Annotated in this window: 12 protein-coding genes; all 12 read left to right on the forward strand. The window is 52.5% G+C overall.

Annotated features, from left to right (window positions below; translation table 11 throughout):
* The first annotated feature begins 84 nt into the window (after positions 1-84).
* The 12 genes from JYG33_RS01805 (at position 85) to JYG33_RS18645 (ending at position 14,055) form a co-directional block, all read left to right on the forward strand.
* Entirely contained in the window at positions 85-504 is a 420-nt protein-coding gene (locus tag JYG33_RS01805; protein WP_207873914.1) for a phage tail terminator-like protein, read from the forward strand.
* 68 nt (positions 505-572) lie between these two features.
* Positions 573-1,496 carry a phage tail tube protein gene (locus JYG33_RS01810; RefSeq protein WP_207873915.1) on the forward strand — a complete coding sequence of 308 codons (924 nt, stop codon included), beginning with the start codon at positions 573-575 and terminating at the stop codon, positions 1,494-1,496.
* An 11-nt stretch (positions 1,497-1,507) separates the two neighbouring features.
* Positions 1,508-1,981, forward strand: coding sequence for a hypothetical protein (locus JYG33_RS01815; protein ID WP_026484684.1), 474 nt, complete (start codon positions 1,508-1,510; stop codon positions 1,979-1,981).
* Positions 1,982-2,004: 23 nt separating this feature from the next.
* Positions 2,005-2,232 carry a hypothetical protein gene (locus JYG33_RS01820; protein ID WP_207873916.1) on the forward strand — a complete coding sequence of 76 codons (228 nt, stop codon included), beginning with the start codon at positions 2,005-2,007 and terminating at the stop codon, positions 2,230-2,232.
* Positions 2,233-2,438: 206 nt separating this feature from the next.
* Entirely contained in the window at positions 2,439-4,259 is a 1,821-nt protein-coding gene (locus JYG33_RS01825) for a phage tail tape measure C-terminal domain-containing protein (protein WP_207873917.1), read from the forward strand.
* A complete protein-coding gene (locus tag JYG33_RS01830; protein ID WP_207873918.1) occupies positions 4,256-4,597 on the forward strand; it encodes a phage tail protein in 342 nt (113 codons plus the stop codon). The genes JYG33_RS01825 and JYG33_RS01830 overlap by 4 nt, the downstream gene beginning before the upstream one ends.
* The gene (locus JYG33_RS01835; RefSeq protein ID WP_207873919.1) at positions 4,594-5,337 is read left to right on the forward strand and encodes a phage minor tail protein L; all 744 of its coding nucleotides are present in this window, start codon (positions 4,594-4,596) and stop codon (positions 5,335-5,337) included. The genes JYG33_RS01830 and JYG33_RS01835 overlap by 4 nt, the downstream gene beginning before the upstream one ends.
* A 175-nt stretch (positions 5,338-5,512) precedes the next feature.
* Entirely contained in the window at positions 5,513-6,295 is a 783-nt protein-coding gene (locus tag JYG33_RS01840; protein ID WP_207873920.1) for a C40 family peptidase, read from the forward strand.
* A 14-nt stretch (positions 6,296-6,309) separates the two neighbouring features.
* Positions 6,310-6,897, forward strand: a complete 588-nt coding sequence (locus JYG33_RS01845; RefSeq protein WP_207875700.1) for a tail assembly protein — start codon at positions 6,310-6,312, stop codon at positions 6,895-6,897.
* Positions 6,897-12,191: a phage tail protein gene (locus JYG33_RS01850; RefSeq protein WP_207873921.1), complete on the forward strand. Its 5,295-nt coding sequence runs from the start codon at positions 6,897-6,899 to the stop codon at positions 12,189-12,191. Before JYG33_RS01845 ends, JYG33_RS01850 begins: the two co-directional genes overlap by 1 nt.
* On the forward strand, positions 12,170-12,553 hold the full coding sequence (locus JYG33_RS01855) for a hypothetical protein (protein WP_207873922.1): 384 nt from the start codon (positions 12,170-12,172) through the stop codon (positions 12,551-12,553). Before JYG33_RS01850 ends, JYG33_RS01855 begins: the two co-directional genes overlap by 22 nt.
* Before the next feature lie 476 nt (positions 12,554-13,029).
* Entirely contained in the window at positions 13,030-14,055 is a 1,026-nt protein-coding gene (locus tag JYG33_RS18645) for a hypothetical protein (protein WP_243430247.1), read from the forward strand.
* Positions 14,056-14,084 lie beyond the last annotated feature (29 nt).

Below are 14,084 nucleotides of genomic sequence, written 5' to 3' on the forward strand. Positions count from 1 at the left end.
TTATTGCCCGGTCGTAGCGCCAACGCACAGTCGTCTATTCGCCATCGAGAAGATGGCCAGGACCGTTCAGGAGAACTACACAAGATGAACTTTGAACAGATCAGTAAAGCCATTATTGATCGGATGGCGGCATTGACAGGGATCGCTCAGGAGCATATCGAGTACCCCAATGCCCACGCGACCTTTACCCCGCCGGGTACGGGCGTCTGGTGCCGTCTGCTGATCAAGAATACCGATTCGGAAATGTCGGGCATGGGTGCGAAACCCTACACCCGCAAATCCGGCGAGATTCTGATCGAGTGCTTTGATCGTTTGGGTCAGGGCCGTCAGGAGCTGGATCGCCTGAGCGATGCCCTGGATGAACACTTTTCCTTCTGGTCTGAAGGAGCTTTGGAATGCCTGGGTTTGAGCCAGGTTGATGTGGCGGCCGATGACCCGAAAAAACGGCCCCAACGCGAAGAGTTCTACCAGATCAACCTGACCGTCCCGTTCCGGGCCGGTTGATTTTTTACCTGTTTTTTTGTGCCGACCTCGTGTCGGTTTTTTTTGCCTGCATACAGGAGAGATGCATCATGAGTTCTGGCGCTAAAGTTACTAGCTACCTGGTTAAAGAAACCGTTCCCGGTGTTACCCCCGGTTCGGGCTGGCAGACGCTGCGCGTCACCGGCAACACACTGACTCCGACTCTGAACAAAGAGGAGTCTGAAGAAATCACCGATTCGCGCATTGGTCAGGGTTCGATCGTGACCAGCATTGATATTGGTGGCGACATCACGGGCGAACTGTCCTACGGCACCTTTGACGAGCTGCTGGCCGCCGCCTTCTACGGTGAATGGAAAGATAACAAGCTGAGCGTGGGCGAGACCCGCAGCACCTTCAGTGTGGCCAAAGCCTATCGCGACGTGGATGTCTACGCACTGTTCAAGGGTGCGCATGTCAGCACCTTTGCACTGGAAGTGCCGGAGGAGGGTAAAGCCACCGTGACCTTCACGATGTCTTGCCTGGATTACGAAGATAAGGAAACGCCTTTCGCAACCAATCCGGCCGAGCCTAGCCAAAGCCCTTTCATGTCCTCGATCAGCGTGGGCGATGTGAAGGCCAATGGCGTGTCCTTGGCCGGTCAGGCTTGCGTATCGGGCCTGACCCTGAACATCGACAACCAACTGCAGACTCAACGCTGCTTTGGTGCTGAGCGTTTGGGCCCCGGCGCCCTGATTGAGACCGCTGCAGCCATCACCGGTACGGTGACCCTGGCTTGGTCTCAGAAGGCTTGGGAGCTGTGGAAGAATCAGTTCAAACGCACCCCGATCGCCATTTCCTTCCCGATCACCGACACCCTGGGTAACAAGTACGAGATTGATCTGCCTGCCATTGAGGTCGATGGTGACCTGCCTAACGGTGCCAAGGGCGACATTCTTAAAGTGGAGCTGAACTTCACCGTGGCCAAGCAAACTCCTGTGCTGACTCGTAGCCCTGTTGCTGCGCCAGCACCTTAAGGAGCGATGGCATGGCTTTGAAGATTAATCGCCTGGAATCGGTTCTGAGTCAGGAGCGGTGGGAGGACTACACCGATGATGTGTCCTTCAAACTGACCCGACTGGATACCGAGGCTTATCAAATTGCTCTGGAGCGAGTGCGACGTTTGATTGCCCGTGAAGATGCGGGCCAATCCCTGAGTTCCATTCTGGTGTCCGATAGTGACGTCCGTGAGCATGACATTCAATGTCAATTGCTGGGTCGTTACATCATTCGGGATTGGAAGGGCCAGATTCAGGACGAGACGGGTCGTCAGGTTCCTTATTCGCCAGAGAATGCGGCGGCGTTGCTGTCTGGCGATAGCGATCTCTTTACCTGGGTTCTGCTGCACGCGGCTCAGTTGGCTAAAGAGGCTCAAGAGGAGGCCAAGGAAACGGTGGAAAAGTCCTCGCCCGGTTCCAGTGGGAAAAAGAGTGGGCCGGGCCAAGCCAAAAGCGCAAGCTGATCTATGCGGAGCTGGGGGCAGCCGTGCCGTCAGAGCCACCCTCGGACCCGATTACTGACCACATCATCATGACTTATCACGCGGCCAGTCGTTGCCGATCTGTCGTGATGGGGATGAGTGGCGTCTTTCCCTTGCCATTGAGTACGGCTGATATTTCGGCCGTGGTCGGTGCTTACGGGACGCCTTTGTCTCGTGCCGAGCTGGATGCTGCGGTATTGGCAATTGATGGCATGGAACGTCAGAAGTCCTAGGTTTGGCTTGTTATCCGGGCAGTCGAGCAGCTTGTGCAAGCCTGCGCGACTGCCCGATGTTCTGTTCAGGTGATGAGGAGAACAAAAACGAGTGATTGCTTCACATAGCTAGTGTTGACGGCCCCGCCTGGTTTGGCGGGGCTTTTTTGTAGGCGAGAGATGCAGCGCAGACAAGCCTATTTTCTATAGTCATGGAACCCAAAAATATGAAACAGCAGATCGCGGATCTGGAAAAGGCAATGAAGGCGCTTGATAAAGCGGGCCTTCGTCTTTCAGTGACCACTGTCAAAGCTGGCAACGCACTTGCTGATGCAGGGAACCAGTTTGCCCTGGCTGGGAAAAAGGCCAAAGCCAGTGCGCAAGCCATCGATCAGTTTATTCAGGCTTTGGATAAAGCCCTGCCCAAACGCCCTGTGGCGTCTCAGCCACCCATTGTGGTGGTGAATACAGTTGCCCCCCCTGCAGCAGCCCCCAGTCGACCTGTGAATGCACCGTCTACGGCTCCTTCCCCCGCTCCAGCTAGCGCAGCGCCCAAGAAGGCTCCGGCTCCCTCTGGCAATTCCAGCAAGAGTGATGAGGACAAGGGATGGAATGCAGGCCGTAAAGCAGCGATTGCCAAATACATCGAGGCAGCCTCTGATATGGCTACTCCGATGGAAAGCATTGTGACCAATGCTTTTACCAATCTGGAAAAAAGTCTGTTCGACTTCGTCAAGACAGGCAAATTCAACTGGAATACCTTGCTGGTTGGCGTAGCGGATGAGGCGCTGCGCATGTTGATCAAGGCCGGTATTGGAGCCGTGCTGGAGGCGATCAGCGGGCCGAAGAAAAAAGAAGATGATGCTGCCGCCAAGGTCACCAAGGCAGTTCAGGACAAAGCCGAGCAGATACCTGCTGCGGCGGTTCAGGAGTGTGTGCCTTGTTGCTGCACCCGTGGAAGTCCTCTTGCTCCCATGCCGGATCCAGGTACGAGTTTGTATGGTTTGCGGGTACCCGGCCTGACCCGGTTTGCGAATCCGAATGAAGACATGAATGCCCCCATGTTTGGCACCCGCTTGCCGGGCTATGGCAGCTATCCAGCCATGCCAGGAACCCCGACTCCCGGGTTTGGTACGTATTCCAATATGTTTGGTTCGCGCCTGCCCGGGTTCGGGGCAGACCCTTTCTCTTTGGATGGGCATGTGCCTGGTTTGGGGGGGATGGGTGGACCCGGTCCGACCTACGGTGGGAGTGGTTCATTCTTTGGACCACAGCCGGGGGCTTCACTTGGAGGCGGTGGTTCTTCGGATGCTGCGGGCACCTCTTTCTTTACCGATGAGCTGCGCAAGTTTTCGGAGACAGCAATTGATGTGTCCGCGCTGACACAGCAGGTATTTGAGACGGCTTTTGAGAATATCGAACAAACCCTGTTCAATTTTGTGAAAACAGGTGAGCTGGATCTACGTGGCCTGTTTATTGGGATCAGCGACGAGGTCTTGAAGATGTTGATCAAGATCGGTGTACGAATGGCGGTCAATGCGATGTTGGGTGAAAGCATAGGTGCAACAACTACCGCGACCAGTACCGCTCAAGCCGCCACTATTGCGGGGGCTTGGAGTGCGCCAGCGAGTTTGGTTTCTTTGGCTACTCAAGGTGCTAATGCTGTCCCGGCATCTTTAGGAATAGCAAATACTTTTGCTTTGACGAATCTTATGGGTGTTGCTCATAAAGGTATCGATCGTGTGCCGTATGAGGGAACCTGGTTGCTGGATAAAGGTGAGCGCGTGTTGAGCGCGCGTCAGAACTCGGATCTGACGGATTACCTGCAGGGTGCCGGTAGTGACTCAGGACAGGCCGGGGGCCAAGGATTCCAGATCAATGTGGCAGTCAATATGTCGCAAGGTGATGGCCAGACGCAGGTGGATGGCGACGATGCGCAGGGCCGACAGTTGGGGACGCTGATTGCTGCTCAAGTGCAGCAGACCTTGTCGCGTGAAATGCGACAAGGCGGCTTGTTATGGAATCAACGCAATGGATATTCACGATGATGGAAACATTTACTTGGCTGCCTGAGCAAAAGGCAATTTCTGAAGAGGTTCAATACCGTGTGCTCTCCGCTCGTTTTGGTGACGGGTATGAGCAAAGCGCAGGTGCTGGTCTGAACCCGCGACGGTCTGGTTGGTCTTTGATGTTTGTCGGTACCGAAGAAAAGATGGGGCCTATTCAGGAGTTCCTGGACCGCCATGGTGAGGGGCGTGCTTTTCTCTGGACTCCACCAGGCTGGAGTGAGGCTATGTTGGTGCAGTGTCGCGGTTACACCAAAAATCATAGAGGTGGCCCTGTTTGGCAACTGTCACTCAGTTTTGAACAAGGATTTCGACCATGAGCATAACGGCAGATATTCAAAAACTGGAACCAGGTGCCATTGTTGAAGTATTTGAGCTGGATGCGGAGGAAATCGGTGCTGGGACCTTACGTTTTCATGGCTATCCGCAAGAGACTCCGGTTTGGTGGCAGGGAGAGCGCTACGAGCCCTGGGCCATTCAAGCCAGCGGTTTTCAGCGTACGGGGGAGGGGCGCCAGCCAACGCCCAGTATTCAAGTAGGCAATATTGGTGTTGATGAGAATGGCAAGAAAATCCCGGGTGTGATTTCTGCCATGTGTCGCTTGTATGGTGATTTGGTAGGTGCACGGTTTATCCGTCACCGTACCTTGGCCAAATATCTGGATGCAGCCAACTTCCCTGAAGGTAACCCAACGGCGGACCCGACCCAGGCGTTTCCGCTGGAGGTCTGGTTGATTGAGCAGCGTGTTGCCAGCAATGCGCAGCTTGTGGAGTTTGAACTATCCAGTCCCCTGGACTTTCAGGGGCAGCAATTGCCAGGGCGCCAGATTATGACTTACTGCTCCTGGACGCGTGTGGGTGGCTACCGTGGCCCTTATTGTGGCTATACCGGTTCGGCCATGTTCGACAAGAATGATCAAGCTGTACAGGATCCGGCCCTGGATCGTTGCCCCGGTTTTGTACGCAGTTGCCAGTTGCGCTGGGCCAGTGTCCAGAATTGTCGGCCAGAAGAAGCAGAGATCTCTTTCGGTGGTGAACCCGCCGCTGACCGGGTGCGATAAGGATGAGCTTGGGCCCTTGTACTTGGCTTCTGGTCAGCAATAGTTGGCTGCTGGAAGGTGGGCAACAGGGGGCCAACCTTCAACAGATAGACGAGCCAGGTTGTTGTGTTCGGTTTTTTTAATTTGAGTAAAGCGTTGGACGACCGCCATGGGCGGTTTTTTTTATGGGTGTCGTATGAATAAAAAAACCATAGAAGCGATTAATGCGCACGCCTTGGCCGAGTATCCACGCGAAGCAGTGGGCTTTGTTGTGGCCAAGGGGCGCAAGGAAATGTATGTGCCGGGAGTGAATGTGGCCGCTGAGCCTGAAGACTACTTTGCCACCCGTCCGCAAGACTGGGTACAGGCTCAGGAGCAGGGCGAGTTGATTGCCTTTGTGCATTCACATCCGAACATGCCCGCAGTACCCAGTCAGGCTGATCGGGTGGCATGTGAGGCAATGGCCGAGCATATCAAACCTCTGGAGTGGCTGATTGTGTCCGTGATGCCTGGCGATGATGCCCCCCAGATTGAGGGCATAGAGTCTTTTTGTCCCGAGGGTTATCAGGCTCCCTTGATCGGCCGTCAGTTCTATCACGGTGTGCTCGATTGCTACACCTTGGTACAGGACTTTTATCGCCGGGAAAGGGCAATCGCTCTGCCAGACTTTGAGCGTGAGGATGGCTGGTGGGAAGGTGGGGACGAGTTGTATCTGGATAACTTTGCAAAAGCGGGTTTTGTTGAGGTCGAGGATGGCCCTAAAACAGGTGATGTGATCTTGATGCAGTTGCGCAGTGAGCGGGTCAATCATGCGGGGATTTATCTCGGGGCTGAGTCCTTGGCAGAAGCTTCTTATTTGCATCCGGTACCCGACGCCATGCTGCACCATGCCTATGGCTACTTGTCAGAGCGCGTACCTTACGGCGGTTATTGGGCGCAGATTACCCGCAAGATTATTCGACATAAGGAGTTGTTGTGATGATGACAGCATCAATGGATCAAGAGCTGCGAACCATACGGCTGTATGGCAAGCTTGGTAGCCGTTTTGGACGTGTGCATCGTTTGGCCGTCAATTCCCTGGCCGAGGCTGTAAGGGCTTTGTGTGTGCTGTTGCCAGGGTTTGAGCAGGAGTTGATGACTTCTTGTGAGCGGGGGATTTCGTACGCCTGCTTTCTTTCCAAGATGAACATCAATGAAGAAGCGCTTCATGCTCCAGTGGGGCAGGATGAAATAAGAATTGCTCCTGTCATTCAAGGCGCCAAGCGAGGGGGGCTGTTTCAAACTATTTTGGGTGTGGGGCTTTTTGTAGCTGGTTTCTTTATGCCCGCAAGCTGGGCACTTTTGGGCAAGGGTTTGATGATTGCTGGCGCAGGCTTGGCCCTGGGAGGAGTGTTCCAAATGATCTCTCCTATGCAGCAAGGTCTAGGAACAGCAGATCGCCCAGAGAACAAACCATCCTATAACTTTAATGGTCCAGTCAACACAACGGCTCAAGGAAATCCTGTTCCGCTTGGTTATGGGCGCAAGATTGTTGGTAGTGCCGTGGTCTCGGCTGGTATCTATTCAGAGGATCAGATGTGATGCGAATTCCTGACTACAACATTGCGGCGCCCGAGGGCGCCGTTCCTGTTTCTGGTGGCTACAGTATTAAAGGTCATAAAGGAGGCAAGGGCGGGGGTGGTTCAACTCGTACACCCGTTGAGGACGAAGATAATCTGCATAGCATTGCGTATGCCTCGATTATTGATCTGATCAGTGCTGGCCCCATTCATGGATTTGCGAATGCAGATAACCCCCTGCGATCGGTGTATCTGGACAATACGCCTATTGAAAATGAAGACGGTAGCCTGAACTTTCAGGATGTCCAGATGGAGTTCCGGGCGGGAACCCAGGACCAGCGCTATATACCTGGTTTTCCGGCCGTTGAGGCCAGCTCTGGTGTGAATGTGGAGCTGCGTTCGGATCAACCGTTTACGCGATCCATCCAAAATATTCATATTTCGGCTGTTCGGGTGGGCCTGTCCGTACGTGGTTTGAAACGTCAGTCGGCTACGACAGGAGATATTTCTGGTTATCGCGTTGAATACGCAATTGAACTGTCTACGGACAACTCAGCGTTTACTGAGGTTCTGCGTGCTGCCTTTGATGGAAAAACAACTCAGCAGTATGCGCGGTCACATCGTATTGACTTGCCCAGGGCGCAGACAGGTTGGACGGTGCGTGTGCGTCGGATTACGGAAAACTCCAGTAACTCTACCGTCAGCGATGTGACATTTGTAGATTCCATTACTGAAGTAACGGATGCCAAGCTACGTCGTCCTATGTCGGCATGTGTAGGCTTGCGTGTGAATGCCAAGCAATTCCAGAGTATTCCTTCTCGTGCGTTTGATCTGTATTTGCGAGTTGTGCGTGTGCCTAGCAACTATGATGCCTGGACACATACGTATGCGGGAAGCTGGGACGGCACGTTCAAGATGTCATGGACGAATAACCCTGCCTGGGTTTTCTATGACTTGGCCACAAATGCGTGTGATGGCCTGGGCCATCTCTTACCGGCCTCATGGTTGGATAAGTGGGCTTTGTATCAAATCGCTCAGTATTGCGATGAGCAGGTGCCGGATGGTAAAGGCGGGAGTGAGCCGCGCTTCTCTTGTAACGTATATCTGCAAGATAAAGCCGAAGCGTGGCGGGTTCTGCAGGATTTAGCCTCAGTTTTTCGCGGGATTGCGTATTACGCTCAAGGCTCGGTTCTCGCAGTGGCGGACATGCCACGTGATGCGGTTTATACCTATTCCAACGCGAATGTGATTGATGGCATTTTCCAGTATTCGGGCTCCAGTTTGGCGACTCGCCATACCGTCGCCCTGGTGTCCTGGAATGATGAAACCGACATGGGTCGAGCCAAGGTGGAGGTTCTTGAGGATCCGGACGGTATTGCTCGTTATGGCGTTCGTCAGCTTGAATTGACGGCATTTGGTTGTACGTCACAAGGGCAGGCGCAACGTATTGGTCGCAGTGCTTTGTTTACCTCACGTATGGAAACCGAAACGGTTACCTTTGCTGTGGGTTTGACTGGCACACTGGCACAGCCAGGGCAGGTAATTGAAATTGCAGATTCGCATTTGGCGGGGCGTCGCATTGGCGGCCTGATCCGATCAGCGACGAATGCCGTGGTGACGTTAGATGCTCCAGTTCGAGTATCTGTTGGTGATCGCTTGACCGTGGTGCTGCCGGATGGTGTGTCCCAGTCGAGGCCGATTATCGTTCAAACGGGGCAAACATCAGAGACGCAAACGTTGCAGGTAGACCCACCGTTTAGCCAGACTCCGGAGACAGAGGCGGCGTGGTCTATCAGCTCCACGGAATTGGCTACTCAGAAATACAGAGTCTTGAGCGTCGCTGAGGACGGGGATCTGCAGTACACCATCCATGCTGTCCAATATGTTGACGGCAAACATGCAGCTATCGACTATGAGACGCGTGTCGAGGTTCCACCGCTTAGTGTTACTCCGCCACCTGTTCAAGGTATTCCGGCTAATGTTCTGATCAGCTCTTATCACGTTATTGATCAGGGCCAGGCACGCCATAATGCGCTTGTTTCCTGGGATTCCGTACCGAATGCGGTCGCGTATGAAGTGCAATGGCGCCGGGATCATTCCGAATGGGTTGTGGTCCCGCGCACAGGTTCCACAAGTATTGAGATCCCGAATATTTACGCGGGTAATTACATTGCTCGTGTACGAGCGATTAACGTTCTGGATGTTTCCAGTCTGTGGGGAACATCCGCACTGACGGAGCTGAACGGTAAGCTTGCTGCGCCCTCACCGGTGAAATCGCTACGTACTGCATCGATGCCGTGGGGGATACGTGTGCAGTGGGGCTTTCCTTCTGATCCCAATATTGTTGAGCGTACGGAGATTCGTTACAGCCCGACGCAGGACTTTGCAAAAGCAGTCAAGGCGGGGGAGTTTGCGTATCCAACAGATTCGTTTGAACAAACCGGCCTGGCACTTACTACGCGGCACTTCTTTTGGGCTCGTTTGATTGACAAGAATGGTACGCCGGGCCCATGGTTTCCTGAGGAAAGTCAGCCTGGTGTCTTGGGTGAACCTGTGTCTAAAGCAGGAGACTATAACGAGCTGATCACCCCATCCATTGTTGAGGGCGGCCTGGGTGAGCTGTTGATGGGCGACATCCGCGACATCCCTAAAATCCGTGATTCCGTGGGAGATCTGACTCTTGAGCTTGGTGAGCTGAATCAACGGGTTGATGAGGTCAATGGCCAAGTACAAGAGCTGCTTCTTGCTGACAAATGGGATTCGAAAAAAGCCTATGCAGCAGGGGCTGTCGTCTTTGCCAATGACAAGATGTACCGCGCTAAGAAGGCCGTACCTGCAGGCAAGAAGATAACGGATGCGGCGTATTGGGTGCTGATCGGAGACTTCGCCTCGATTACTGATGGTCTTGCTGCTTTGGCGGTCCAGTCGCAGGAGACGATCAGCCGGGTGGAGAATGCGGAAGGCCGGATCCAGGCTAATGCTCAGCAGATCAATACAGTTGTAGGTCAGGTGAATGATCCGGCAACGGGTCTTGGCGCCTTGGGTTCCTCCGTGCAATCCATGCGCACTCAGGTCGAGCAGTTGGAGGGCGGCCTGCGCTCCTTGTCTGACTCCACCACGGCGCTGTCCAGCAAGGTAGATGGCCTGGATGCAGCGCAGCGTGGCTTGGCAACGGCTGTGAATTCCTTGGGTACCCGTGTGACTGCGGCTGAGGGCAAGCTTGATGCACAAGCAAACAGCATCACGCAGTTAACGAGCAGCGTGAACAGCGCCGATGCTAAAGCCGTTGCGGCACAGGATGCGGCAGCGGCTGCGGCCACTGCTGCTGGGGCGAAAGGGGAGGTGATCTTTGCAACAGCAGCTCCTGCGGCGGCCAAGCGCTTGGCACAAAATCTGTGGATCGACACTAAAAATAATGCCAATACTCCCAAGCGCTGGAATGGCAGTGCCTGGGTGGCCGTAACGGATAAAGCGGCAACGGACGCGGCCGCCGCCGCGGTGGCTGCAAAAGCTGCAGCAGATGCGGCGCAGGCTACCGCTAATCAGAAAGCGGATGCCAGTGCGGTACAAGCATTGAGCAATCGTGTAACGGCGACAGAGCAGGGTGTCAGTGCTCAGGCGCAGAGCATTACAAAGCTGGAGACCGGGTTTGAGTCGTTGACAGCCCCAGCCGGCAACTTGCTGCTGGCGTCGAACGTTGAGCAAGTTCGGGCCACACCTGTATATCTATTTGGACGTTACAACCTGACTGAGGACTTTGTTCCTGCCCAGGGCTACACCTTGGTGGTTTGTTATACACACAAGCCCGCAGAAGGTGATACGGAGTCGCGTATTGGTGTGTGGGCGGGGGGTAGTTCAAATCGGGTTGCTGATCTGGACCGCAATGTTGAACAGTCTGTACAGGTCGTCAGGTTCACTAAGGCTGCTGCCAATACATTGCCGCGTGAACTGCGGTTCTACTACGCACCGTCCCCGGGCAATCATGCTGGTCAGGCAACGATCCATTGGGCGGCTTTGTATCTTGGTGATGTTGTGCCCGCCATGCAATGGCAACCTAACCTGACTGAGTTGTTAGAGGAGACATCCTCCAACTCCTCGGCGATTCAAGGTCTGACTAGTACTGTCACACAACAAGGGAGCTCCATTTCTTCTCAAGGGCGTGACCTGACGGCTTTGCAAAATACCGTCAATGATCCCAAGACGGGTTTGGCAGCGACAGCGGGGGCCTTGAACGAAACCAACTCTCGGGTGACTAGCGTAGAGGGGCAGCAAGAGGCCTTGGCGACCAGTCAACTGGTGCTGAATGCAGAAATCAAACGCCAACAGGCGGGTGAGGATGCTGATCTGGAACGCGTGCTGAATCAGTTTGACACCCAGAAAGAGCAAACCCAAATCCGGGCGTCTTTGGCCGAGTTCAAGAATGTACAGGCCGACGAGAATCGTGCCCTGGCCGAGTCTATTACGACTTTGGAAACGGGTATTGGTAGCAGTTCGGCGGCGGTTGAACAGGTTGCTCGTTCTTTGACAGAACTGGATGGCAAGATCGCTTCCAGTTGGGGTGTGAAGTTGCAGGCGAATCAGAGCGGGGTGAAGTATGTCTCCGGTGTTGGTCTGGATTTGACCAACGAGTCTGGCGTCATGCAGTCGACCTTTGCTGTTTTGGCTGATCGTTTTGCCGTGATGCATGCGATCAATGGGAATCCAGCTACTGTTTTCTCGGTTCAGGGCGGAGCCAGTATTTTAAATTCGGCTTTGATTGGGGCTGCGAGTATTACGGATGCCAAAATAGCCAATGGGGCTATCACAACGGCAAAGATTGCAAATGCATCAGTAGGTAGTGCGCAGATTGCTGATGGATCTATTACTAATGCAAAAATTGGTAATGCACAAATCACCAATGCAAAAATTGGCTCTGCAGCAGTAGATACATTAAAGATTTCTGGAAATTCGGTAACTACTGCTGTGTTTGTAAGTGGAGGTGCAAGGGATATCAGTATTTACGCCGCTGTTCCTGCACAGGTTCTGGTTCTTTATTTGGATGTAAGAACTGGACAGACCGGTCAGAACTACCCATCTCAATTAGCTATACAGCCATTACCAGTAAAAATTAATTGGAATACTGTGTTGGAGTCAAGATTAAATGCATCTCTTATAGGTTATACAAATTCATCAGGATCGGGTGAGGGAGATAATCCCAGTTATCCTATCTATGCTCAAAGAGGAGAGGTGAATATGGCTATTACATCTTTGCCTGCTGGTAGTTCAACAATAAGTCATCCTGGAGGATTGTTAGCATGTTTGGTTTTGATGCGATAGAAGGACATTGTTCTATTACTTTCTATAATGAAAATGGGGAAATAACAGGGAGCCTGTCAGGTCCTCCTGGAATAATAGAGGCTAATAAAGAATTAAGCTCTGAGTCATGGGTCGAAGGGAAGTATTCTGATGAAAGCTATTATGTGATTGATGGGGCTGTGAAAGCTAGAGAGGAGATGAAGGCTGTTCTCCACGACACGACATTGAGACAGTTGCCAATGCCTTGTGAGGTGTTTATCAATCAATCAGTATACAAAGTCGAAGATGGTGCGGTTGAACTGGTTTTTGATCAGCCAGGTTTGTATAAGTTAAGGATATCTGCTTGGCCTTTTCTGGATAAGGAGTTTGAAATTGAAAATTAAGCATGTAGAGCCATATTCTCAATTGCGTAGAGATGCTTACATGAGTGTTTCTGATCAGCTGGATGTATTGTATAAGTTGGTAAAGAGTATGGAGGTCAGTGGTTTTAAAATGCCAATTGAGGTTCATGATTGGATTGAGAGTTGTAATGCTGTAAAAAATAGATTTAAAAAAAATTAATTTTGGTGAGGCTGAAATTTTTATATTTAAAAATTGATGTTTGCTATGAGTTGGAGGTTTTAAGGAAATGGTTGTTGAGAGTTTTTTTATGGGTCTTCAATGAATATGCATCGCTCTATCGCACAGAGTTTTGAGAACAATATGGGCAACTGCAATACACCAGGGTTGACGGGGGGAATGCTTCACCGACCGATTGATATTTTGGTGGATGGCATACACCAGTCAGCTACCACTGAGATAACGGAGACTGCCGTTCAAACCTTGAAAGAACAGCATCATGTCTTAAAGGAGGGCGACAGTGGGTTGGTATGACGTTGGGACGGTCAAAGTAGCGCTGAATAGTACGACTGTTACAGGAACGGGAACACAGTGGTTGTCAGGTGCTCGGCAGGGTGAGGCATTCGTAGCCCCGGATGGTCGGCTATATGAGGTAGCGAATATCGCTTCTGATACTTCGCTGACCCTGGTCAAGCCTTATTTGGGTGCCACTGGTGCGGCCCAGAAATATGCGCTTGCCCCGATGCAGGGGTATGTCAAAGAGCTGGCTGATCGAGCGGCAGGGTTGTTGCCTGTCCTGGCTGAGCTAGGAACGGCAGCCAAAGCCACTCTGACAGACTCCAACCAGGACTCGACTGCAGGGCGAGTTGCACGCATTGGCGACTGGGGGTTCGGTGTTGGCAGCTCAATCGAGGCTGATCCCAATATTCTTAACAATACAGTTAACGGTTTTTATCGCTCTGGCTCGGGAAATACGGAAGCTCCGGACAATAATACGGGTGCTGGCTACATTAAATTTGGCTGGAGCGGAGCCTACTATAGCTTGCTATATGCCTCTCCTATTAGTGACAAACTCTGGATACGAAACGTCCAGAATCGGGTTGCCAAGCCATGGCAGGAGCTCTTGACGCATCGGAATACGACAGTCGACAGCAATGGTTTTATTAAGAAAGCATCTCCTGTCATCCAGCTTGGTAATACAGGCATTCAGAAGACCCTGCATCCCGAAATTGCCACGGCCGAATTTGAACGTCTTGGAACAGGGCACTACGTCTTGCGCCAGGTACCACTACTGAGTCGTGCAGGCTGGTATATCGAAACCCCTAAAGATCGAAACGGCAATGTGTATTTCACCTTGGACTACGAAGAGTGCGAACAGGATGAAACACTGACTATCCGTACCTACGAGCCTGATTACAGTACTGGGCCAGTGATCAATGGGGAGGCCATTGATATTCTTCCCGACCGTTTTGTAAGTTTGCGCTTTGCCCAGGTGCCATTTCCGGAGTTACAGGATTGCGATCTTGCCAAATATCCAGCCGCTTGAATAGCGGCTTTTTTTATGGAATAGGAATC

This window comes from Alcaligenes sp. SORT26 (genome assembly GCF_017377875.1).
GTDB classification, from domain to species: Bacteria; Pseudomonadota; Gammaproteobacteria; order Burkholderiales; family Burkholderiaceae_B; genus Alcaligenes; species Alcaligenes parafaecalis.